Raw genomic sequence first — 21,856 nt, 5'->3', positions numbered from 1 at the left:
GTCCCGCACCACGAGGCGACGGGGGTCTCAGCGATCCGGCTCCAGCAGCCAGGTGAGGATCCCCGGCAGGGCGTGCAGCGCGTCGAAGTGGGCGGCGGCCGGTTCCAGTACGGCCGTCGCACCCGGGATGCGCTGGGCGAGCCAGCGCGAGTGGCCGACCGGTGAGAAGACGTCCTTCTCGCCGTGCCAGAGCAGCACCGGTGGCTTGATCTCGGCAGGGTCGAAACCCCACGGGCTACAGAAGGCGAGGGCGTCGTCGATCCAGCCGTACGCCGAAGTGCGCAGTGCTTCCTGGTAGTTGCGCAGCAGCATCGTCCGGACACCGGCGTCCGCGACCACCATGCGGTCGGAGTCGGTGAGCTCTCTGCGCAGATCGTCGAGGAGCTTGACCGGATCCCTGCGGATCTCGTCGGAGCGCATGATGAAGCGCTCCGTCAGCCGGTCCGGGTCCGTGGTGGCCGTCGAGTACTCGAGGACATTGGACGCGGCCATGCCCTCGAACCAGTCGAGACCCTCAGCGTCCCGCGGGGCCAGCGTGACCAGTGCGGCTGCCCTGGTCACCCGGTCGGGCATCAGCGCGGCACAGGCCAGAGCATGCGGTGCGCCGCCTGAGCGGCCCACCACGGCGAAGCGGTCCAGTCCGAGGGCGTCGGCGATCGCCCGCACGTCCTCCGCGACATCGGCCACACTGCGGCCCGGCAATCGGTCCGAACCCCCATAACCAGGACGGTCGTACGCGATCAGCTGCATTCCGCGCTGGTACAGCACCATGCCCCGTGGTGCCGGGCCCAGCCGACTGCCCGGGGTGCCGTGCAGCAGGAAGACGGGCCTGCCACGGGGATCCCCGAGTCGCTCCACCATCAGGTGCCGCCGCCCGTCCGAGGCGCGCACGCGACGTCGCAACCCCCGCCTCCTTCACGCTATGAGCCCGTCGGTCCGTGTATCGGGCCGTATGTGCTGTGTGCAGCCATACTGTCCTGGCATTCCCCTCCGTCGTGATGATTACCCATCAACCGACCGGAAACAGTGGGCCCGACAGCGTCGAAATCAGGACAGGACTAGTCCTTACGGGCCGCCCACCGTCCGATTGCAACGGGTGTTCGCAAAAGGAACTGGTGGGTGATGTTCGACGGTTGTGAACGAACAAGGGGCACGTTCGGTCGGTCGTGTGTGCGTCCTGAAGTCGACCTTGTGTGTTACCGGCCGGTCTCGGAATAGTGGACGGCTCATCCTCCGTACTCGGCCACCCCACTTGGCCGCGCACGGTCCCCCACAGGAGGTTGATGTTGAAGCACCGCCGCATATCCCGGAAGCGCGCGACGATAGCGGGCGGCGCCGTCGTGGCGCTCGCCGCCGCCGGAGTCACCTTCCAGACTGCGAACGCCAGTGAGGAAGCCCCGAAGCCCACCCTCAAGACCCTGACGGCCACGGCGGCCGGAAACCTCGCCTCCACCCTGGTCAAGGATCTCGGCGGCGACGCGGTCGGCGCGTACTACGACGCCGAGGCCAAGGCCCTGGTGATGAACGTGGTCGACGAGGAAGCGGCCGAAGCCGTGCGCGAGGCGGGCGGCAAGGCCAGAGTCGTCCAGAACACCCTGGCCGAGCTGAAGTCGGCCCGGAAGACCCTGACCGACCGCGCCACCATCCCTGGTACGTCGTGGGCCACCGACCCGGTGACCAACAAGGTGGTCGTCACCGCCGACCGCACGGTCAAGGGCGACACCTGGACCAAGCTCCAGGCGGTCGTGGAGGGCCTCGGCGGCAAGGCGGAGCTCAAGAAGTCGGCCGGCGAGTTCAAGAAGTACATCGCTGCCGGTGACGCCATCCACAGCGGCGGCGGCCGCTGCTCGCTCGGCTTCAACGTCGTCAAGGACGGCGCGCCGCACTTCATCACGGCCGGTCACTGCGGCGAGTCCGGCAGCGAGTGGTCCGAGTCCGCGGACGGGCCGGCCATCGGCTCCATGGTCGAGTCCCAGTTCCCCGAGAACGACTTCGCCCTCGTCAAGTACAGCGGTGACGCCGAGCACCCGAGCGAGGTGAACCTCTACGACGGCACCACCCAGAAGATCACCAAGGCGGCCGAGGCGACCGTCGGCATGAAGGTGAAGCGCAGCGGCTCCACCACCCAGGTGCACGACGGCGAGGTCACCGGCCTCGACGCCACCGTGAACTACGGTGACGGCCAGGTCGTCAACGGCCTCATCCAGACCAACGTCTGTGCCGAGCCCGGCGACAGCGGCGGCGCCCTCTTCTCGGACGACTCCGCGGTCGGTCTGACCTCGGGCGGCAGCGGTGACTGCACCGCCGGCGGCGAGACCTTCTTCCAGCCGGTCACCGAGGCGCTCCAGGTCCTCGGCGCGGAGATCGGCTAGGACCGGACAGGGCCGAAGCCCGGACGGACCTGCTGAGGACCGAGCGCGATCCCGAGCCCGGGTCACCCTGAGGGGTGGTCCGGGCTCGGTACGTCCGTCTGCTCCGGTGTGTTCGTCCTGCGCAGGGCCTGGCGTACGGCCCAGAGCACCGACACCAGGGGTACGGCCACGATCGCACCGATCACCCCTGCGGCGATGGCCCCGCCGACGACCGTGAGGGCGACCACCACCGGGTGCAGTCGGACGGCCCAGCTCATCACGATCGGGTGCAGCACATGCCCCTCGATCTGCCCGATCACCACGATCAGCGCGATGACGACGGCCGCGATGACCGGGCCCTTGGCCGCCAGGGCCACCACCGCCGCCACGGCGAGCGCGATGGGGGAGCCGATCAGCGGGATGAAGGCGGCGAAGAACTCGAGCAGCGCCAGGGGCAGGGCGAGCGGCACGCCGATGAGGTAGAGCGCCACGCCGACGAGTACCGCGTTGGTCGCCGCCACCAGCACGATGCCGTGGGTGTATCCGGTGAAGGTGCGCCATGCGGCGCGGCCCGCCACCGCCACCCGGTCCCGGGCGGTCAGCGGCAACTGGGCGCAGAACCAGGCCCACTGCCGGTCACCGGAGTGCAGGAAGAACACCGCGCAGAACAGCCCGAGCGCGAGTGTCGTCAGCACCTCCACCAGTCGTCCGGCCCCGCTGAGGACCCTGCTGGCCAGTGTGGAGCGATGCTCGGACAGAAAACGCCCGATGCGTGACTGAATATCCGTGAGGGCCCCCGGGTCCAGCCCGAGCGGCGACTGCTCCAGCCAGCGCTGGATCCTGCCGATCCCGGCGCCGAGCTCCCGCTGAAGCGTGTCCCATTCCCTGGCGACCGTCTCCCCGACCAGTGCCAGGATGCCGAAGGCGACGATGATGCTGCCGATCAGCGTGATGGCGACGGCGAGCGGCCGTGGCAGCGTCCGGGCCAGCAGATCGGCCACCGGCCGCAGCATCGCCGTGCCGACGAGTCCCAGGAAGACGGCCACGGTGAGCTCGTGGAAGCGCCCGAGCACCGAGAAGACCGCATAGACGACGATGCCCACGGCCAGCAGCCGCCAGCAGTAGGCGGCTGCCGTGCGCAGGGCGGGTGTGACCGCGGGTTCGCCGCCTGGGACGGGGCGCGCCGGGCGTACGGGACGGCGCGCAGTGCGCGACGGCCGGTGCCGGCCGCTGCCGTGCCGTGCGGCGGTTCGCCTCGGCATCTGCCGTCACCACCTCCCGGTACGCCCGGACTCGTACCACCCGGTGGGGGCGGTCCAACGCCTCCGCTCCGACATTCCCCCGATGGCACCCCGCACGTCTGTGCGTCCCGGTGGGATGCCCCCACCTCTGATTCGCACGGACGTTCGAAACTTGGTCTATGGTGGAGGTGAGGGGGAGGTGAGAGCGGATTGAGCCAGGAGGTGCGGATGCCCGGTTTCACGCATCTGCACAGCGCGTCCGGGTTCTCCATGCGGTACGGGGCCTCACACCCGGAGCTGCTGGCCGCGCGCGCCGCCGAGCGGGGCATGGACGCGCTGGCCCTGACCGACCGCGACACCGTCGCGGGGGCCGTCCGGTTCGCCAAGGCCTGCGCCAAGGCGGGGGTGCGCCCGCTGTTCGGCGCCGGGCTCGCCGTACGGGGCGGCGAGCGGCACGGGGAGAGCCCCGGGCAGCACGGTGCGCCGGGCGGGCGTGCCGCCCGCCGGCGCACCCCGGTGCGTGGCGGCGCCTTCATCGATGAGTCGACTCCCCGGGCCACCTTCCTCGCCCGTGCCGGCGCGGCCGGCTGGGCGGAGCTCTGCCGGCTGATCACCGTCGCGCATGCCACCGCCACCGACGGCCTGCCCGCCCTCGAGTGGGACGCCCTGGGCGAGGCCGCCGACGGGGTCACCGTGCTGCTCGGCCCCGGTTCCGGGGTCGGCGGGGCGCTGGCCGCGGGCCGCCCCGACCGGGCCGCCCGACTGCTCGCCCCCTGGCGGGAGCGTTACGGCGACGCCCTGCGGCTCGAAGCCGTCCACCACGGGACCACGGGGACCGGGCCGGGTTCGCTGCGGCTCGCCGCCCGTACCGTCGGCTTCGCGGCCGAACAGGGCGTCCGGGCGGTGCTGAGCAATGCCGTGCGGTACGCCGACCCGGGCCAGGGTCCGGTCGCGGACGTACTGGACGCGGCCCGCAGGCTCGTCCCGGTGGACCCGTCCAGAGGCCTGGACAGCGGGGAGCGCTGGCTCAAGGGGCCGGACGAGATGCACCGCACGGCCGAGCGGATCGCCGAGGCCGCCGGATGGCGACGCGACGCGGCGCACCGGCTGCTCGCCGCCACGGAGGAGACCGCCGCCGAGTGCCTCGTGGACCCCGAGGACGACCTGGGCATGGGATACGCCTACTACCCGGAGCCGCATCTCGTCGGTGCCGACCGGCGCACCGCGCAGCGGGTGCTCGCCTCCCGGGCCGCGGCGGGAATGGTGCTGCGGGGATACGACCGGATCCCCGGCGCCCGCGCCTACTGGGAGCGTATGCACTCCGAGCTGGACGTCATCGCCGCCCACGGCAACGCCACCTATTTCCTGACGGTCGCTCAAGTAGTCGATGACGTGAGAAAGATGGGCATCAGGGTGGCCGCACGCGGCTCCGGGGCGGGCTCCCTGGTGAACCACCTGCTCGGCATCGCCCACGCCGACCCGGTCGAGCACCACCTGCTGATGGAACGCTTCCTGTCCAAGCGCCGGTTCGTGCTGCCCGACATCGACATCGACGTCGAGTCCGCGCGCCGCCTGGAGGTCTACCGCGCGATCATCGACCGCTTCGGCGGAGAGCGGGTCGCCGCCGTCGCCATGCCCGAGACCTACCGGGTGCGGCACGCGATCCGGGATGTGGGCGCCGCGCTGAGCATGGACCCGGCCGAGATCGACCGGCTCGCCAAGGCGTTTCCGCACATCCGCGCCCGCGATGCCCGTGCCGCGCTGGCGGAGCTGCCCGAACTGCGCGAGGTGGCAAGGGAGTACCGGCCGGACGGAGGCAGGTACGGCAGGCTCTGGGAGCTGGTCGAAGGGCTGGACGCGCTGCCGCGCGGAGTGGCCATGCACCCGTGCGGGGTGCTGATCTCGGACGCCTCGCTGCTCCGGCGTACGCCCGTGGTGCCGACCAGCGGTCTGGTCCCGCAGGGCCTTCCGGGCGAGCCGGGCACCCCCTTTCCGATGTCGCAGTTCGACAAGGACGACGTCGAGGACCTCGGGCTGCTCAAGCTCGATGTGCTGGGCGTGCGGATGCAGTCGGCGATGGCCCATGCCGTCGCCGAGGTCGAGCGGGCGACGGGGCGCCGGATCGACCTGGACGACCCGGAGCAGGTGGTGCCGGACGATCCGGCGACCTACCGGCTGATCCGCTCCGCCGAGACACTGGGCTGCTTCCAGATCGAGTCCCCGGGCCAGCGCGACCTCATCGGCAGGCTGCAGCCCGCGGACTTCCACGACCTCGTGGTCGACATCTCGCTGTTCCGGCCGGGGCCGGTCGCCGCCGACATGGTGCGGCCGTTCATCGAGGCCCGGCACGGGCGGGCGCCGGTCCGCTATCCGCACCCGGACCTGGCCGGACCGCTCGGGGAGACCTACGGGGTCGTCGTGTTCCACGAGCAGATCATCGAAATGGTGAACATCCTGACGGGATGCGGGCGGGACGAGGCCGACCGGGTGCGCCGGGGGCTCTCCGATCCCGAGTCGCAGGGGCGGATCAGGGCGTGGTTCGCACAACAGGCGGAGCGCAGGGGATATACGGCTGAAGTGATCGCACGGGCCTGGGAGATCATCGAGGCGTTCGGTTCATACGGATTCTGCAAGGCGCACGCGGTGGCCTTCGCCGTGCCGACGTACCAGTCGGCGTGGCTCAAGGCCCACCATCCGGCTGCCTTCTACGCGGGGCTGCTCACCCATGACCCCGGGATGTACCCGAAGCGGCTGCTGCTGGCGGACGCGCGGCGACGCGGGGTGCCGGTGCTGCCGCTGGATGTGAACCGGTCGGCGGTCGCTCATCACATCGAACTGGTGTCCGATGACAATGGTGGTGGGGTGTGGGGCCTGCGGCTGGCGTTCGCCGATGTGCACGGCATCAGCGAGTCGGAGGCAGCCCGGATCGAGGCGGAGCAGCCATACGCGTCCCTGCTGGACTTCTGGGAGCGGGCGCACCCCGAGCGTCCCGTGGCGGAACGGCTCGCGCAGGTGGGTGCGCTCGACGCGTTCGGCGCCAACCGCCGCGACCTGCTGCTGCACATCGCCGAACTCCACCGCACCCGGCAGGGGCCGGCCTCCCACGGACGCGGCGGCCAGCTTCCGCTGGGCGGCGGTCGCAGGACCGCGTCCGTCGGACTGCCCGACCTCAACGAAGCCGAGCGGCTCAGCGCCGAGCTGAACATCCTCGGCATGGACACTTCCCGGCATCTGATGGCGGACCACCATGTCTTCCTCGACGAACTCGGCGCGATCCCCGCGAAGCGGCTGCGCGAGGCCGAACACGGCGCCACCGTGCTGGTCGCGGGGGCCAAGGCGGCCACTCAGACCCCGCCGATCCGCTCCGGCCGCCGGGTCATCTTCACCACCCTGGACGACGGTACGGGCCTGGTCGACCTCGCCTTCTTCGACGACAGCCACGAGGCCTGCGCCCACACCGTCTTCCACTCCTGGCTGCTGCTGGTGCGCGGAGTGGTCCAGCGCCGCGGCCCGCGCAGCCTCAGTGTGGTCGGCTCCGCTGCCTGGAACCTCGCGGACCTGATCGAGATCCGCCGCGAGGGGGGACTCGACGCGGTGGCGCGGCGGCTGGCCGCGGGCGGTCCGTCCACCGGTACTCCGTCCACCGGCCGCAGCATCCGTATGTCCACCGGCTACGAGATGAACGCCTGGGCCGACCTCCGCCCGGCCGGTGAAGGCACCGCGTCCACCAGGAAGCTGTGGCATCAGAGTCCGGGGAGCGCGGGATGACGGCGGAACCATCGATCCTGTGCCTGCGGTTCCGCGTGGCCGGGGGCAAGCACCCTCCGGACGAGGCCGCCTACGCGGGACTGCTCGGGCTGCTCGGCGCGTTCACCCCCGTGGTGGAGGCCCTGCCACCGGACGGAGCGCTCGCCGACGTACGGGGCGCGCTGCGGTACTTCGGCCGGGACGCGGCCGGACTGGCCGCGGTGATACGGGTACGGGCACTCGCCCTGTACGGGGCCGACTGCGTCATCGGCGCCGGCCCCAACCCGCTGCTGGCCCGGATGGCGGCACGCGAGGCCGGACCCGGTACCACCCTGGCCGTGGGCGACGCGGCGGAGTTCCTCACCGGACGCCCGGTCGCCGCACTGCACGGGGTCGGCCCGGCGACCGCCCGTGTCCTGTGCGGATACGGACTCGACACCGTCGACCGGGTCGCCGCCGCACCGCCGGCCGTGCTCCAGCGCATCCTCGGCGCACGCACCGGGCGCGAGGTCTACGAGAAGGCCCATGGCACCGACCGCACCCGGGTCGTCCCGAACGCCGCGGCCCGCTCCACCGGCGCCGAACGAGCCTTCCCCCGGGACGAGCTGGACCCGGCCGGACACCGCCGCGCCCTGGTCTCGCTGGGTGAGGAACTCGGCGCCCGGATGCGTGCGAAGAGCCAGGTCTGCCGGTCCCTGAGCCTCACCGTCCGCTATGCCGACCGCACCACGACCACCAGGTCGCGTGCCCTGCCCGAGCCGACCGCCCACTCCGCGTCCCTCACCGGCACCGCGTACGGACTGCTCGACACCCTCGGCCTGCAGCGCGCCCGCGTCCGCGGCATCGCCCTGCGCGCCGAGGGACTGCTCCCGGCCGAGCGGGCGACGCGGCAGCTCACCTTCGATCCCGCCGACGAGAAGGCCCGCCGGATCGAGGCGGCGGCTGACCGGGCCCGCGCCAGATTCGGACCCCGGGCGGTCATGCCGGGCTCGCTCGCCGCGTGAGCGGGCGTGCCCCCACCCGATCGCTCCTGCTGTCGGGTCTGGTCGCAGAGCGCCGGGCTTTGGCCCGGGGGAGCGGAAGTCAAAGCCTCAAGACCATGACCAACCGGTCGTCTCCGGGGCCGAAGTAATCCGGATAGTGGTCGACCTTGTCGAAGCCCAGCGACTCGTACAGCTCGATGGCGGCGGCGTTGGCCGGTTCCACGGTCAGCCGGACCTCGCCCACCTCCTGCGCGCGTAATCGTTTCAGCGCCTCCGCCATCAGCCAGCGGCCGAACCCCCGGCCCCGCGAGCGGCGGTCGATGGCCAGCCCCAGGATCCAGCTGCGGGACCTGTCGGGCGCGGTGCCCATCAGCACGTATCCGAGCAGCTCTCCGCCGTCATCGACCACCAGCAGCTGGTCCCCGTAGACGTCGTAGAGCTGGCGCAACACAAAGAAGGGGTAGGCGTGTTCGGCGAAGACCTCCTGGTCGAGCCTCGCCAGCGGACTGAGGTCCTCGTCGGTGACCGGTCTCACCCGCGGTGGCCGGCCCCGGGCGGCCAAGGACACCGCGGCGGGGCGCGACGGGGGACGATCTCCGGGCGGAGGAGTCATGCCACTCCCTCACGAAGGGGTCGGAGGCGATGCGTATCACCCACACGAGTGATACGGGCCGGGTGACCCGGTGCCGTGCCCGCCGGACCGCGGGCGGAGGTGGTCGGATCAAGCATTGCCCGCCCCAGCAGGACCTTCAAGGTGGGAACGGGCCGTCGACGGCTCCACGCACCCACGCGCCCCCCGTGCTTCGGAAGTCTTGCGTAGTGCAGGACCTGACGGTGTTTCTCCATTACCATTGGAAGATGGTTCTGAAACCGACTGGCCGTCCGGAGATCCGCGAGTCCGGGAAACCGGAGCTCAACGACGAGGCTGACTGGAACTCGTTCGACTCCGACGCGTATGTTGATCACAACTATCGCGAGCTGCGTCCCGATGACGAGCAGATCATTCGCATCGTCCGTGATTACTTCTGTGATCACTTCCAGCGGAACCCGGGACGCCCTGATTCGGGCATTGACGTCGGTTCAGGTGCCAATCTCTATCCCGCCCTCACCCTGCTTCCCTGGTGCACGGGGATGACCCTCTTCGAACGGGCCGGGACCAACGTCCAGTGGCTGGAGCGCCAGGTCCCCGGCTACGACGCCAACTGGGACGCGTTCTGGGACGTGCTGTCCGAGGTGAAGCCGTACGCGGCGGTCGAGAACCCGCGCCCGGCGCTGCGCCTGGCCGCCCATGTCAAGCAGGGCAACCTCTTCCACCTGCCCGAGCGGCGCTGGGGCATCGGCACGATGTTCTTCGTCGCCGAGTCGATGTCCACCTCGATCGAGGAGTTCCGTGAGGGCGTACGGCGCTTCGCGGAGTGCCTGACCCCGGGGGCTCCCTATGCCGCCGCCTTCATGGAGGGCTCGAAGGGCTACTCGGTGGGCGATGAATTCTTCCCTGCGTGCAGTGTCGACGCGACCGACGTACGGGACAGCCTGGCGCCCTTTACGGAAGGGGAGGTTCAGGTTTCGTCCATCGGAATTCCAGAGGATCCGCTCCGGGTTGGCTACGACGGAATGATCGTGGCCTGCGGCAAGCGGAATTCCGCATAGCGTCAAGCCACTTCGCGTCACTCAACAAGAACGGTCGATTCATTCACTTCACGCTGCCGGGCAGCAGTACGAGGGGTATGGGGGATGCAGATCAAGCCGCGCCAGCAATTGCTGGACATCTGGCGGGCCATTGCACGCCACTCGTTCAAGGACGGTGAATGGGACTGGGGTGAATGGGGTGGGCGAAGCAGCGTCGCGGACGCCGAGCGCCTGCTCTGCCTCATGTACCCCGCCACCGAGATCCCGGCGTTCCGCCTGGACGATCCGGACACGACGGACCGCGACGTACAGGACACCCTCAAGGGCGTCGGTGGCCGGTTGGAGATCCCCGGGAAGCTCCTGACGGTGCTCGCCGAATTCATGCGCACCCACACCGCGGGTGACAAGCAGCCCAGTTTCGCGGGTGGCCACTACTTCGTGTCCGGCGACGCGGAGCGTGAACTCACCAAAGAACAAAGGGAGTTGGGAGTTGTTGACTCCTTCTCCATGTCGATCACACTGTCCCTCGCCACACTCGGCTTTCTCAAGGTCTATCTCAGCAAGCCCCGGCGCGCCGAAGTGCGGGCCCTCGCCGACGAACTCAGAGCGGCAACCGAGGCACGGCTCACCGCCGCGATGGTCAGCCTGCTGCGCTCCTTCACCATCAACGTCTTCGACGCCGACGCCCCCCAGGGCCGCACGCTCTGCCGGCTCATCGGCCAGGACCAGATCTCGGACCGGATCGTCGTCCAGCAGTTCCAGCGCCGCTTCAAGTCCCTGCGTGCGGTCCTGCGCGACCAGTTCGTCCTCGGTGTCGACGTCGCCGACGGCCTCAACGACGAGAACCAGCTCTTCGAATGCGGCTGGGCCTGGGGCCTGGTGCAGGATGCCCCCGTCGTGGAGACCAGCGAGCCGATCGGGCCGCAGCCCTCGGGCATCGCCAAGCCCGTCCCGTACCTCTACTTCACCGTGGTCGCCCTCGACGGCATCCAGGACCTCTTCTCCGACCGCACCCTCACCCTCGGCCTGCTCAATCCCGAACAGCAGCGGCTCGCCGAGGCCCTGAGACTGCGCTGGGAGATCACCCAGCAGTACTGGTCGGCCATCGCCCGTTTCGGGGACGGCGCCTGGCCACTCGAGGACATTCCCTGGCGTACCACAGGACAGCGGCTCGAATCGGAATACTTCTCGCTCTGTGTGGCCGCCATCCTCGTCTACGACCTCGTACGCCGGCGCGCCACCGACGACGACCTCACCCGCACCGTCGCCATCATGGAACGCCTCGCCGAACGGGGCCGCGTCACCAGCCGGATGACCCAGCGGGACAGGGCCATCACCCTCCACAACCCCGGCATCGAACTGCCCTTGCAGGGCAGTGACGCACTCGGGCCGCCCATGCAGTGGAACATGACCGACTTCTCCGCACAGTTGCTCAAGCGGACCATCCAGCTGTGCGCCCTGTCCCGCAACGTGTCCTCGCACGACCGGCTGCTACGGCTGGGCGAGCGGATCTTCGACCATGTGTGGCAGCGCCGACTGAGGGTCGGTGAGGGCGTCGGCCTGTGGGACAACCCCCGCGCCGTCTATCCCGACTCACCGGAGCGCACCGGCCCGCTGTCCTGGAATGTCACCGAGCGCGTCACCGAGTGCATGGTCGCCGCGCGCCAGCTCTACACCCAGTCGCCGATCCGCAGCGCCGACCTCTCCGCGCTCGCCGGCGATCTGCTCAGCGAGGCCACCCATCTCCTCGGCAGCGAACAGCTGGAACCCACCTCGGTCGCCGAAGGCTCCCGGGGCATCGCGCTGAAGAGCATCGAGGTCAAACTGCGGCGGGCTCGCGAGATCATCGACGAACAGCCGGGCACCGCCTATGCGTTGACCATCGAGGTGCTCGGGCAGCTCGACACCCTGGCCCTGGCCAGGCACACCGCTTCCAGGGGAGTGTGAACGGTGCTCGTCTTCGCCGCATCCGACAAGGGGGGCACCGGACGCTCCGTCACCAGCGCCAACCTCGCCTACCGGCGTGCCATCGCCGGTGACAACGTCTGCTATCTCGACTTCGACTTCGGTTCACCCACCGCCGCCGCCGTCTTCGACGTACCCGGTGCGCTGCGCGGAATCGACCACGGCGGCCTCCACTCCTACCTCCAGGGCAAGATCCCCGAGCCGGTGCGGATCGATGTCTGGGCCGAGACCGAGCACGACGTGCTGCGGCACCGCCCCACCGGTTCCGGCGACCTCACCCTGCTGCCCGGTGACCTCAGCGGCGGCGAGTTCGGTGTCACCAAGGACGTCCTGCGCCGCTGTATCGATCTCTTCCTCACTCTGAACAGCGAGTACGACCTGGTCGTGGTGGACCTCAGCGCCGGGCGCAGCTACGCCGTGGACATGGCCCTGGACGCCACGTCCCAGATGCGCAAGGTCAGGGCACGGTGGCTGGTCTACCACCGCTGGACCAGGCAGCATGTCATCGCCGCCGCCGGTCTGGTCTTCGGCCAGCGCGGCATCGTCTCCGGGGGTGTCGCCCGCGGCCACGACGAGGAGGAACTGCGGGGCGCCATCCGCTTCGTGCGTGCCGCGGTCCCCGACCCCGAGTCACCGCTCTGGTCCCAGGTGCCGCCCGCACAGTCCGCCTGGATGCGCATGTGCGACCAGGACCTCAACGACCTCGCGGGCGATCTCGACATCGGATTCACCAAGGTGCTCGGCTCGGTGCCACTGGAGCCCGTGCTCCAGTGGCGGGAGCAGCTCATCACCGACGAGGACGTGCTGGCCAGCCAGATCGCCAACATGGAGACCTGGCAGGCGCTGGAGGAACTGGCCGCGAAGCTCACCGACGACGAGTCCTGGGGGCAGCCGTGAGCGATGCCGTGTTCCGCGAGACCACCGCGGAGCCCCGCACCCAGTCCGTGCCGCTCTCCCATGTCTCCCTGGAGCTGGGCCACCTGTACATGGAGGACTTCGAAGCCGGCCCCGAGCGGCTTGGGGAGCACTTCGCGATGGTGCGGCCCTGGGTCGAGGCGGTACGCGGCACGGCGGCCGCAAACGGCAAGCGGGCCCGGGTCAGCACCTGCTTTCTCATCGACGACTACTTCACCCGTTTCTCGACCCCGGCCGAGCTCGTACCGGTGCTGCTCGCCGAGGCCGAACGGCACGGGCTGACCATCGACTACCTGGCCCGGGAGTCCGGCTGCGCCGTCGCCGACGGCATCGGCATCGCCGAGGTCGTGGAACACCGGCTGGTCGAGTCACCCCCTCCCGGCAGCGACGGATCCCGCCCGCCGGCCAGGGAGATAGGGTGGCTCGCCAACGGCGAACGCACGCCCGGCGTGGAATCCCTGGAGGCCATGGCCAACGTTCCGTCGTGGCGCCCGCCCACCGAGACCGCCGCCCGCCGCCACTCGGTCTTCATGGACGTCGAGCTCTGGGACGACCTCGACCAGCGCCGCACCTGGTCCTGCCCCTTCCTCGCCGCCGTCTGGCAACTGGCCCGGATGGGGCTGCTGCGTTACCGGGGCGAACCGGTGCTGCGCCCCAAGCCGTGGCCTGGCAAGGATTTCCCGCGCAGCTGGGACGACCTGCCCCCGCTGATCCAACTCAACGCGACCGCCGCGCCCTTCTGCGCGTACCGCACCCACTCCGTGCTGCCGTCCCGCTTCCTGCCCGTGGAACACGCGGTACGGGTCATCCTGGGCCAGGTCGAGGTGGATGCGGTCGCGCTCGGTCAGATCGCCGAGCGCTCCGCCCGCGAGGGGGTGTCCGTTCCCGACGGCATCGCCGACCGGGCCGGCTACGTGTTCTACCCGGGACCGTGACATGGGCGGACCTGAAGAGCCCAGGACATACGCGCTGGCCTGCGGCGAGATCCGCACCGGCCTGCTCAGGACCCACCAGTCGCTGCCCGCGGCCGGGGCCCTGGAACTGCTGCGACTGCGTGCCGACGAACGGGTCCGAGTCTCCGAACGCCCCAATCTGCACGCGGTGTCACCGGATGTCCTCACGGGTGTGGACTGCCGGCTGCCCACGGCGTCCGGTGCGAAGGTACGCGTGGTCGGCACGGTCGCCGCGCATGCCGTGCTCACCGAGGGCCGGGTGCTCCAGGCCACCGCGTACTTCCGTGCCCCGGCCGCGGGCACGGAGCAGCGGCAGCCCTGGGACCATTATCTGGTCCGGCCCGGGGTGATCGAGCCGCTGGGACGGCTCCCCGGACAGGACGCGGCCGAAGCCTTCCTGACGGGGGAGCAGCGCCCGGGGGAGCTCGACCTCGGCACCATCGCGGAGCAGCTCCTGGGGAACGTCATGCGCCATCCCCTCCTCGACCAGTCGCCGCCCTTCAAGTCGGGCCGCACCCGGCTGCGCTGGACGGCGCTGCCGTCCGGCGCCGCCGGACCGGCCCCGACGATCGAGGGCTTCACCCTGGCCACGGACGGGCTGCGCACCGTGGAACTGCGAGTGCCCAGGGACATGGAGCCGGCCGCGATCGCGGGGCTCTGCGAGGACCTCGCCCTGCACGACTGGCTGCTGACGACCCTCGTCAGGATGGTCGAGCGCAGTCGGCTCGGGTCGGTGGACGGGCACGACGCCGTCATGGCGCTGCGGCCGGCCGTCGATCACCTGCTCCATCTGTGGATGCCCAAAGCACGTACGGACAGGGCCCTGGGCCCGCTCTGGGAGGTACTCGAGAGGGAGCCGGGATTCACCCGGCAGTGGCAGACGCTGGTCCAGCGGATCCGGGACCAGTTGGCTCTGCAGGCCATTCCGTTGCTGCGCGAGGCCTTGACGGCACGCTGACACGCTGCTGGGAGTGTGGGCACGCGCGACCCTAACCGGGGGAGTAGACCGAAGTGAACGCATCGACGACAGGGCGCGGAACATCGGACTCCTTAGCGCGCCCGCAAGGGGGCGGCATATCACCGTTCCTGCTGAAGACCCTGATCACGGTGGTGATCGGCGGATTCACCTACGCCCTGACGAACGCCACGGACCAGCCCGAGGTGTGGAAGCTGACGGCTTCCATCTTCCTCGGCGGGGCCGCCATGATCATTCAGTACATGATCGACTTCGAGCGGCGGCTGGGTGCCGTGGAGTCCAGCCTGACCGTACACAACACCGAGATGAAGGGCCTGGTCGCCGAGGGATTCGCCAAGATCAACCAGGCCACGGAACTGTTCGGCCTTGTCGAGGGGTCCGCACTGCGTCCCGACGGTGTGACCCGGCTGGTACGCAACGCCACCTCGGTGGGTTCCGACGGACCCCCGATCATCCGGGCCTTCGCGCAGGCCGAGATCAACCGGCTCGCCACCCTGATGGCCAACCTCAACCAGCAGCACACGGACTACGACGGCGAGGACCACGACTGGATCGTCTCGCTGACCCAGTGTGCGAGCGGCAGCATCGATGCCACCAGCACCTCGGTCGACCATGACTTCTGGCCCAGTGAGCTGGGGCAGCGCTACCTCCGAGCGCAGCGTGACGCCATCCGCAGTCGAGGAGTGCGGATCCGCCGGCTGTTCATCGTGAACACCCCCGACCAGATCGACCGCGCGCTTGAGAAGCTCGTGGAACGTCAGCAGAGCCTCGGCATCCACGTACGTGTGCTGGCGCTGTCCCAGCTGCCGCCGGAGGCCGGGATCGACACCACGAACGACTTCATCGTGTTCGACGATTCCCTGTCCTACGAAGTCGAGCCGGATCTCCAGGGAATGAACGCCAAAACCACGTTGGACCTGCGGGAGGACCGGGTGGCACGGCGCGTCAAGCGCTTCGAGGAACTCTGGGAGGCAGGGGACGGAGACCCCGAGGGCGAGTGACCCCAGCGGCTCTGTGCCGGCCAGAGGGCCGGTGACATCCGCACCGTGCGACCACCGGGAGGCGTCATTCCCGGTGGTCGTTCGCGTGTGCGCTATCAGATCGCACGGTGACGGGCGGTCAGTTTTTACCAACGCGTAACTTCCCAGTTCTGGTTACTCGTGCGTACGTTGGCAGTGGTACAGCTCTCACTTGTGGTCCGGGCCGCAGGGAATCCCCACATCCCCATCCCCAGTCATCGCCATTTCCCTTGAGCCGCAAGGAGATCGCCCGATGCTGTCCTGGAAACGTGCCCTCAGACCATTCGCCGCACTCGCACTGGCCGCCGTCATCGGCCTCACCCCCGCAGCCACCGCGACCGCCGCCCCTGCCGCCTCTGGTCCCAGCAGTGGCTGGAACGACTACTCCTGCAAGCCGTCGACCGCCCACCCCCGCCCGGTCGTCCTCGTCCACGGAACCCTCGGGAACTCCTGGGACAACTGGCTCGCCCTCGCGCCGTACCTCGTCCACCGCGGTTACTGCGTCTTCTCGCTCGACTACGGTCAACTGCCCGGCGTCCCCCTCTTCCACGGCCTCGGCCCCATCGACAAGTCCGCAGAGCAACTCGACGTGTACGTCGACCGGGTACTCACCGCGACCGGGGCCGGCGAGGTCGACATCGTCGGGCACTCCCAGGGCGGGATGATGCCCCGCTACTACCTCAAGTTCCTGGGCGGCGCGGACAAGGTGAACGCCCTCATCGGCCTCGCCCCGAGCAACCACGGCACCACGCTGAGCGGGCTCACCGGCCTGCTGAAGTACTTCCCCGGCGCAGCCGACCTGCTGAACGCCGCCACCCCGGCGCTCGCCGACCAGATAACCGGGTCCGCCTTCCTCGCCAAGCTCAACGAGGGCGGGGACACGGTCCCGGGCGTGCGCTACACCGTCATCGCCACCAAGTACGACGAGGTGGTCACGCCCTACCGCTCGGCCTTCCTCAGCGGGTCCGACGTCAAGAACATCACGCTCCAGGACCTGTGCTCCGTCGACCTCTCGGAGCATGTGGCGATCGGTCTGTGGGACCGGATCGCCTACCACGAGGTGACCAACGCACTGGACCCCGCGCACGCCAGACCCACCAACTGCGCGTCGGTCTTCGACTGAACGACAGCCGGGGTTGCCGCCCGTAGGGGCAACCCCGGCCCTTCGTCCATCAGGCCCTGCGGCGCCTGGCCCCGAAGACCGCCGCGGCCCCGAGCGCGAGCACGGCCGCACCGCCCACGGCCAGATAGGGTGTCGCACCGCTGCCACCGGTCTCGGCCAGGTCCGCACCAGCGCTGTTCATCCGGGGGGCGCTCTCCGCCGGAGCGGCGTCCTGGCCCTCAGCGCCGTGGCTGCCATGGCCGGCGTGGTCCGCGGTGGACTTGTCCCCGCCCTCCGCTGTCTGGTCCTCCGTCGGCGCGGACGCGGTCGGCGCCGGCGCCCCGCCCACCTCGGGGGACGGCGGTGCCGAGCCGCCGTTGTCCCCGCCGAACACCACGTCCGAGCAGGTGTAGAAGGCCTCCGGTGAGTCGGAACGCTGCCAGATCGAGTAGACGAGGTGGCGGCCGGACTTGTTCGGGACGGTCCCGTCGAAGACGTACTCACCGTTGACCAGCTTCGGGTCGGTGACTCTGGCGAACGGCGCCTGTTCCAGATCGGACCACGTGAGCGGCTTCGACGGGTCGTACCCGTCCTTGGTGATGTACAGCTCGAAGGAACCCTTGTGCGGTGCCGTCCCCTTGTACCGGAAGGTGTGACGACCCGCGGCCAGCTTCGACGCCGGCCAGTCGGCGCGCGGCAGATCAAGGCCCTTGTACTTGTCCCGCCCGGCGCTGCACAGCTTTCCGTCAGGGACCAGCTGCCGGTGGTTCCCGGCCGCATTGGCGATGTTGACCTCGTTCCAGTCGTAGAACGCCTGCGTTCCACTGGCGGCGACCGCGGCCCTGCACGCCGCCGACTCCGGGCTTTCCGGTCCTTCCGCGTAGCACGAGGACACGCGGCTCACCGGGTCCGTCAACGAGCCGTGCGCGACGGCCGGGGCGGCGGCCAGGACGGTCAGCACAACCGGAACGGCACCGAATGCGGCGAGCGCGACGGTCCTGTGGCGAGCGGTCATGGCGGGGGATCTCCTTCGTCGGCGGCACGTGGGGGAGGGGCGCGGGGCACCCCGACTGACAGCAAGCTAGCCGCACATTTCGCTGAAAACCGCTGCTGGGAGCGGGTGGAGGGGATCCTTATGCTTCCTTTAAGGGGGGCGTAAGCAGGGGCTCAGGAACGCACGGTGCGTCGTCGGCGGACACCAGCGGCCGTCCGCAGTGTCAGGAGTGACAGGCTGGCCGGGAACAGCCGTTTTGAATCAAAGAGGCCCAACGGCGGGTCAGTTGTGGCGCCAAACTCTTGTCCATCGAGTGTTCGTTCCACATAATCGCTAGGCGCTCTGCGAACTCATCCCCCACTGGGTTCGGACGCCTTACGCCGTGCTGCCGTCGTTTCGCCGTGCATCAACGGTGGCGACTTCCGTTTCCCGGACGCGGGTCTGGGCTCGTGGCGCTCATCCCCCCACGAGAGGAAGTCCCTTGACCAGTTTCCTGAAGCACCTCAGGACGACGACCGCGATCGGTGCCGTCGCCCTTGCCGCCTTCAGCCTCCAGTCCAACGTCGCCATCGCAGCCCCCGAGCCGACCCCACGCGGCGACCTGGGCCCGGCGGTCGTCGGTGGAACCCCGGCCGAGCAGGGCGAGTTCCCGTTCATGGTCCGGCTGTCCATGGGGTGCGGCGGTGCGCTGTACGCCAAGGACATCGTGCTCACCGCAGCTCACTGTGTCGACGGCAGCGGTCCCAACACGGGGATCACCGCGACCGCCGGAGTCGTCGACCTGGAGGACTCCGGCGCGGTCAGCGCGAAGTCCACGCAGGTGCTCCAGGCACCCGGATACAACGGCAAGGGCAAGGACTGGGCGCTGATCAAGCTCGACAAGCCCATCGACCTGCCGACGCTGCCGATCGCCGAGGACGACAAACTCACCAACGGCGACTTCGACATCGCCGGCTGGGGCGCGGACAAGGAGGGCGGCTCCCAGCAGCGTTACCTGCTCAAGGCCAAGGTGCCGTTCATCGACGACGCCACCTGCCAGTCGGCGTACGGCGACCAGCTCACCCCCGGTGAGGAGATCTGCGCCGGAAACCTGGACGCCGGTGGCATCGACACCTGCCAGGGCGACTCGGGCGGCCCCATGTTCCGCAAGGACGAGGCCGGGGCGTGGATACAGGTCGGCATCGTCAGCTGGGGCGAGGGATGCGCTCGCCCCGGTAAGCCCGGCGTCTACACCGAGGTGAGCACCTTCGCCGCGGACATCAAGAAGGCCGCTGGAGAACTGGGCGGCTGAGCGGGCCGCGTGTCCTGCCCGGACTGACCTGGGCATCCGGTGCCGGTGGCGGAGAGTTGCCGCCGCCGGCACCGGAATGCCGGTCAGCCGCGGGCCGCCGAGAACCGGCCGGCGTATCAGTGTCAGTGGTGGCTGCGAACATCGGACGCATGACGACGATCGACTGGGACGCTGCCGCCGACACCTTCGACGAGGAGCCCGACCACGGGCTGCGTGACCCTGCCGTACGTGCCGCATGGGCGGCGCGGATGGCAGGGTGGTTGCCCGATGAGCCGTCCGACGTGCTGGACCTCGGCTGCGGCACGGGCAGCCTGGCCCTGCTCGCCGCCGACCAGGGCCATCGGGTGACCGCGGTGGACCTCTCGCCCCGGATGACCGACGCCGCCCGTGCCAAACTCGCGGGCACCGGTGCCGAGGTGCTCACCGGGTCCGCTGAGCGGCCACCGGTGGGGGAGCGGCGCTTTGACGTCGTGCTGGTCCGGCATGTGCTGTGGGCGCTGCCCGACCCCGAGGCCGCACTCGGTGATTGGGCGGCACTGCTGCGTCCGGGCGGCCGGCTGGTGATCATCGAAGGCGTGTGGAACGGCACCGGGCTGCCCGCGCGGCGACTGACGGAGGCCCTCGCACCGCTCACCGTCCATGTCGAGCTGGAGCGGCTGTCGGGAGAGCCCGCGCTGTGGGGCGGACCCGTGGACGACGAGCGGTACGCACTGGTGGCACGGGTGGCGCCGCCCACGCGGCACCAGGAGGTGGTCGACGTCCATCTCATTCTCCGCAAGGGCGATGAGATCCTGCTGGCACGGCGTGCGGGCACCGGCTACGGCGACGGGTTGTGGAACGGGCCGTCGGGACACGTCGAGGACGGGGAGGACGTGTGCGAGGCCATGGTGCGCGAGACGTCCGAGGAGATCGGTGTGGAGCTTGGGCGGGAGGACCTGCGGGTCGCCCTCGTGATGCAGCACCGGGGGCCCGGCGGTCCGCCCCGGACCGGCTGGTTCTTCGAAGCCGCGTACGGCAGCGGCGGCGAGCCCTACAACCGCGAGCCGCACAAGTGCTCCGAGCTGGCCTGGTATCCGCTGGACGCACTGCCGCGCGACGTGGTGGCCTACTGCCGCGCCGGGATCGAGGCCTACCGCGCCGGTGAGCGTTTCGTCATCCACTGGCACGAAGACGGTGACGCGATCGGATACGACCCGGGCACACCCGATCGCGCGCTGCCGCTTCCCGTCACTCGAACAGCGACATGAACCGCCCATCGAGGGCGAGGCGTTCAAGGGCGTCCAGCGCCCCGGTGGCCTCCCGGGCCGCCGCGGGGTCGGTCCGGGCAAGGCCGCTCGCGGCGAACTCGTCCTCATCCAGCCGGACGGTCAGACGGCCGTCGGCCGAGACCCAGAGGTCCAGATCCAGGTCCTCCGAAATCACCTCGGTGGCCCCTGCTTGCTCCGTCACCACCACGGGCCTGGTGATATCGCAGTACCAGCCCTTCAGCTCCCCCTCGCCCGCCCGTACCTCCTTCACGGCGTACCAGCGGTCGCGCCAGTAGTGCTCCGTGAACACATCACCGGGCTCAAAGCGAACGAAGCCGAAGTCCCGTGCACCCTCCCCGGCCCAGGGCGCACGGACCGTGATCCGGGAGCCGTCGTCCGAAACCAGCCGGGCCGGATAGCGGATCTTCGTACGCCCCGCCTTGACGAGCACGACCTCTACTTCTCGGGCTGCCACCGGATCAGCCGAGACCGCGGACATACCGCACCTCCGTGGCGCAGACCCGGTAACCGAACCAGGTGTTGACCGCCAGCATCGGGCCGTTGCCCGTGTCATTGCCGGTGAACGCCTCAGTGAGCCCCGCGGCCCTGGCCCGGTGCAGGGAGTCGTTCTTGGCGAGCTTGGCCAGGCCCCGGCCACGGTAGGCGCGGGCGGTGCCCGTCATCGCCGTGGAGTAGCGGGTCGAGCCGTCGGTGTAGGCCGCGGTGAACGCGACGGGGCGGCCGTCGGCCACCGCCACGGAGGTCAGCTCGCGGTTGAGCAGCGGATGGCCCCAGGTCTGGCCCAGCCAGTGGTCGTAGTCGGAGAACTCCACGTCCACATCGCTCGGTTCGTCCGCCGAGGTCTCGGCGTCGAGCTCGTACAGCGGCCGGGGGTCGTCCTCGAACGCCGTGCCGGGGACGATCTCCACGCCGGTCGGCGACTGCTGAAGCGGCGGCAGTGTGCCGCCCGCGAGATCGAGTCTGAGGAAGTGGGCGGAGCGGCTGGGACGGTAGCCGTGTCGCTCCGCGAAATCACGGTTGGCGGGCTCGTCGAACACCCAGGAGTACACCGTCGTGACGCCCTCGTCCGCCAGATGCCGCTCGGCGGCGCCCACGATCAGCGAACCCGCGCCACGCCCGCGACGCTCCGGGTGCACATAGACGTTCGCCTGCCCCACACCGGGCTCGACGCTCTCGAAGTCGACGCTCACCTGTGCCGTGCCGATGATCTCGCCGTCCTCCTCCGCGACCAGCGGGCGCCAGTGTGCGTCGGGATGCGCATGGGTGCAAGCGAAGGCCACGGACTCGGCGGTGGCCAGCATGAACGGCACTGCCGCTCGCCGGACGCGGGCGAAGCCCTCGGTGTCCCGGGGATCATCCGGGCGTAGATCACGCACGATTACTGTCATGGGCCGCCACGCTAGGCGCGGGCCGGGGCGTGCG

General features: G+C 70.0%; 17 protein-coding genes and 1 pseudogene. 12 read left to right on the top strand and 6 right to left on the bottom strand.

The annotated features are described in order from the left end of the window. Positions 1–27: 27 nt before the first annotated feature. Positions 28–903 (bottom strand): alpha/beta fold hydrolase, encoded by an 876-nt coding sequence (locus ACFV6V_RS14970; protein WP_385564253.1) that lies wholly within the window; start codon positions 901–903, stop codon positions 28–30. A 383-nt stretch (positions 904–1,286) separates the two neighbouring features. Between ACFV6V_RS14970 and ACFV6V_RS14965 the strand changes: the two genes are divergently transcribed. Then, positions 1,287–2,372, top strand: a complete 1,086-nt coding sequence (locus ACFV6V_RS14965; protein WP_385564269.1) for a S1 family peptidase — start codon at positions 1,287–1,289, stop codon at positions 2,370–2,372. Positions 2,373–2,434: 62 nt separating this feature from the next. On the opposite strand, the gene ACFV6V_RS14960 is transcribed toward ACFV6V_RS14965, so the two are convergent. Beyond that, positions 2,435–3,613, bottom strand: a complete 1,179-nt coding sequence (locus ACFV6V_RS14960; RefSeq protein WP_385564250.1) for an AI-2E family transporter — start codon at positions 3,611–3,613, stop codon at positions 2,435–2,437. Positions 3,614–3,820: 207 nt separating this feature from the next. Here ACFV6V_RS14960 and ACFV6V_RS14955 point away from each other — a divergent pair, with 207 nt between their 5' ends. After that, complete coding sequence (locus ACFV6V_RS14955) at positions 3,821–7,360, top strand: DNA polymerase III subunit alpha (protein WP_385564247.1); 3,540 nt, start codon at positions 3,821–3,823, stop codon at positions 7,358–7,360. After that, positions 7,357–8,343 carry a hypothetical protein gene (locus ACFV6V_RS14950; RefSeq protein ID WP_385564244.1) on the top strand — a complete coding sequence of 329 codons (987 nt, stop codon included), beginning with the start codon at positions 7,357–7,359 and terminating at the stop codon, positions 8,341–8,343. The genes ACFV6V_RS14955 and ACFV6V_RS14950 overlap by 4 nt, the downstream gene beginning before the upstream one ends. A 79-nt stretch (positions 8,344–8,422) precedes the next feature. Here the strand turns inward: ACFV6V_RS14950 and ACFV6V_RS14945 are convergent, their stop codons facing one another. Further along, complete coding sequence (locus ACFV6V_RS14945) at positions 8,423–8,857, bottom strand: GNAT family N-acetyltransferase (protein WP_385564241.1); 435 nt, start codon at positions 8,855–8,857, stop codon at positions 8,423–8,425. Between the two features lie 323 nt (positions 8,858–9,180). Between ACFV6V_RS14945 and ACFV6V_RS14940 the strand changes: the two genes are divergently transcribed. The 7 genes from ACFV6V_RS14940 to ACFV6V_RS14910 all read left to right on the top strand — a co-directional run bounded on the left by ACFV6V_RS14940 (position 9,181) and on the right by ACFV6V_RS14910 (position 16,902). Beyond that, the gene (locus tag ACFV6V_RS14940) at positions 9,181–9,972 is read left to right on the top strand and encodes an SCO2525 family SAM-dependent methyltransferase (protein WP_385564238.1); all 792 of its coding nucleotides are present in this window, start codon (positions 9,181–9,183) and stop codon (positions 9,970–9,972) included. Between the two features lie 84 nt (positions 9,973–10,056). Further along, on the top strand, positions 10,057–11,898 hold the full coding sequence (locus ACFV6V_RS14935) for an SCO2524 family protein (RefSeq protein WP_385564235.1): 1,842 nt from the start codon (positions 10,057–10,059) through the stop codon (positions 11,896–11,898). Positions 11,899–11,901: 3 nt separating this feature from the next. Next, positions 11,902–12,813, top strand: coding sequence for an SCO2523 family variant P-loop protein (locus ACFV6V_RS14930; protein WP_385564232.1), 912 nt, complete (start codon positions 11,902–11,904; stop codon positions 12,811–12,813). After that, complete coding sequence (locus ACFV6V_RS14925) at positions 12,810–13,766, top strand: SCO2522 family protein (protein WP_385564230.1); 957 nt, start codon at positions 12,810–12,812, stop codon at positions 13,764–13,766. The genes ACFV6V_RS14930 and ACFV6V_RS14925 overlap by 4 nt, the downstream gene beginning before the upstream one ends. Before the next feature lies 1 nt (position 13,767). Continuing rightward, entirely contained in the window at positions 13,768–14,742 is a 975-nt protein-coding gene (locus tag ACFV6V_RS14920) for an SCO2521 family protein (protein ID WP_385564227.1), read from the top strand. 53 nt (positions 14,743–14,795) lie between these two features. Next, positions 14,796–15,761 carry a DUF6879 family protein gene (locus tag ACFV6V_RS14915; protein ID WP_385564224.1) on the top strand — a complete coding sequence of 322 codons (966 nt, stop codon included), beginning with the start codon at positions 14,796–14,798 and terminating at the stop codon, positions 15,759–15,761. A 271-nt stretch (positions 15,762–16,032) separates the two neighbouring features. Then, positions 16,033–16,902: an esterase/lipase family protein gene (locus tag ACFV6V_RS14910; protein WP_385564222.1), complete on the top strand. Its 870-nt coding sequence runs from the start codon at positions 16,033–16,035 to the stop codon at positions 16,900–16,902. Between the two features lie 49 nt (positions 16,903–16,951). Here the strand turns inward: ACFV6V_RS14910 and ACFV6V_RS14905 are convergent, their stop codons facing one another. After that, the gene (locus tag ACFV6V_RS14905) at positions 16,952–17,896 is read right to left on the bottom strand and encodes a lytic polysaccharide monooxygenase (RefSeq protein WP_385564220.1); all 945 of its coding nucleotides are present in this window, start codon (positions 17,894–17,896) and stop codon (positions 16,952–16,954) included. A 460-nt stretch (positions 17,897–18,356) separates the two neighbouring features. On the opposite strand from ACFV6V_RS14905, the gene ACFV6V_RS14900 reads away from it, so the two are divergent. Together ACFV6V_RS14900 and ACFV6V_RS14895 are read left to right on the top strand one after the other, a co-directional pair. Then, entirely contained in the window at positions 18,357–19,166 is an 810-nt protein-coding gene (locus ACFV6V_RS14900) for a S1 family peptidase (RefSeq protein ID WP_385564217.1), read from the top strand. A gap of 149 nt (positions 19,167–19,315) precedes the next feature. After that, positions 19,316–20,410 (top strand): annotated as a pseudogene (locus ACFV6V_RS14895) (methyltransferase domain-containing protein); the annotation flags it as partial. Here ACFV6V_RS14895 and ACFV6V_RS14890 read toward each other — a convergent pair. Together ACFV6V_RS14890 and ACFV6V_RS14885 are read right to left on the bottom strand one after the other, a co-directional pair. Continuing rightward, complete coding sequence (locus ACFV6V_RS14890) at positions 20,394–20,912, bottom strand: DUF402 domain-containing protein (RefSeq protein WP_385564214.1); 519 nt, start codon at positions 20,910–20,912, stop codon at positions 20,394–20,396. The pseudogene ACFV6V_RS14895 and the gene ACFV6V_RS14890 overlap by 17 nt on opposite strands. Further along, positions 20,893–21,822, bottom strand: coding sequence for a GNAT family N-acetyltransferase (locus tag ACFV6V_RS14885; RefSeq protein WP_385564211.1), 930 nt, complete (start codon positions 21,820–21,822; stop codon positions 20,893–20,895). Before ACFV6V_RS14885 ends, ACFV6V_RS14890 begins: the two co-directional genes overlap by 20 nt. Positions 21,823–21,856: the final 34 nt, after the last annotated feature.

The organism is Streptomyces sp. NPDC059828, assembly GCF_042731955.1.
GTDB lineage: Bacteria > Actinomycetota > Actinomycetes > Streptomycetales > Streptomycetaceae > Streptomyces.
This window is presented reverse-complemented; position numbering and strand designations above follow the sequence as displayed.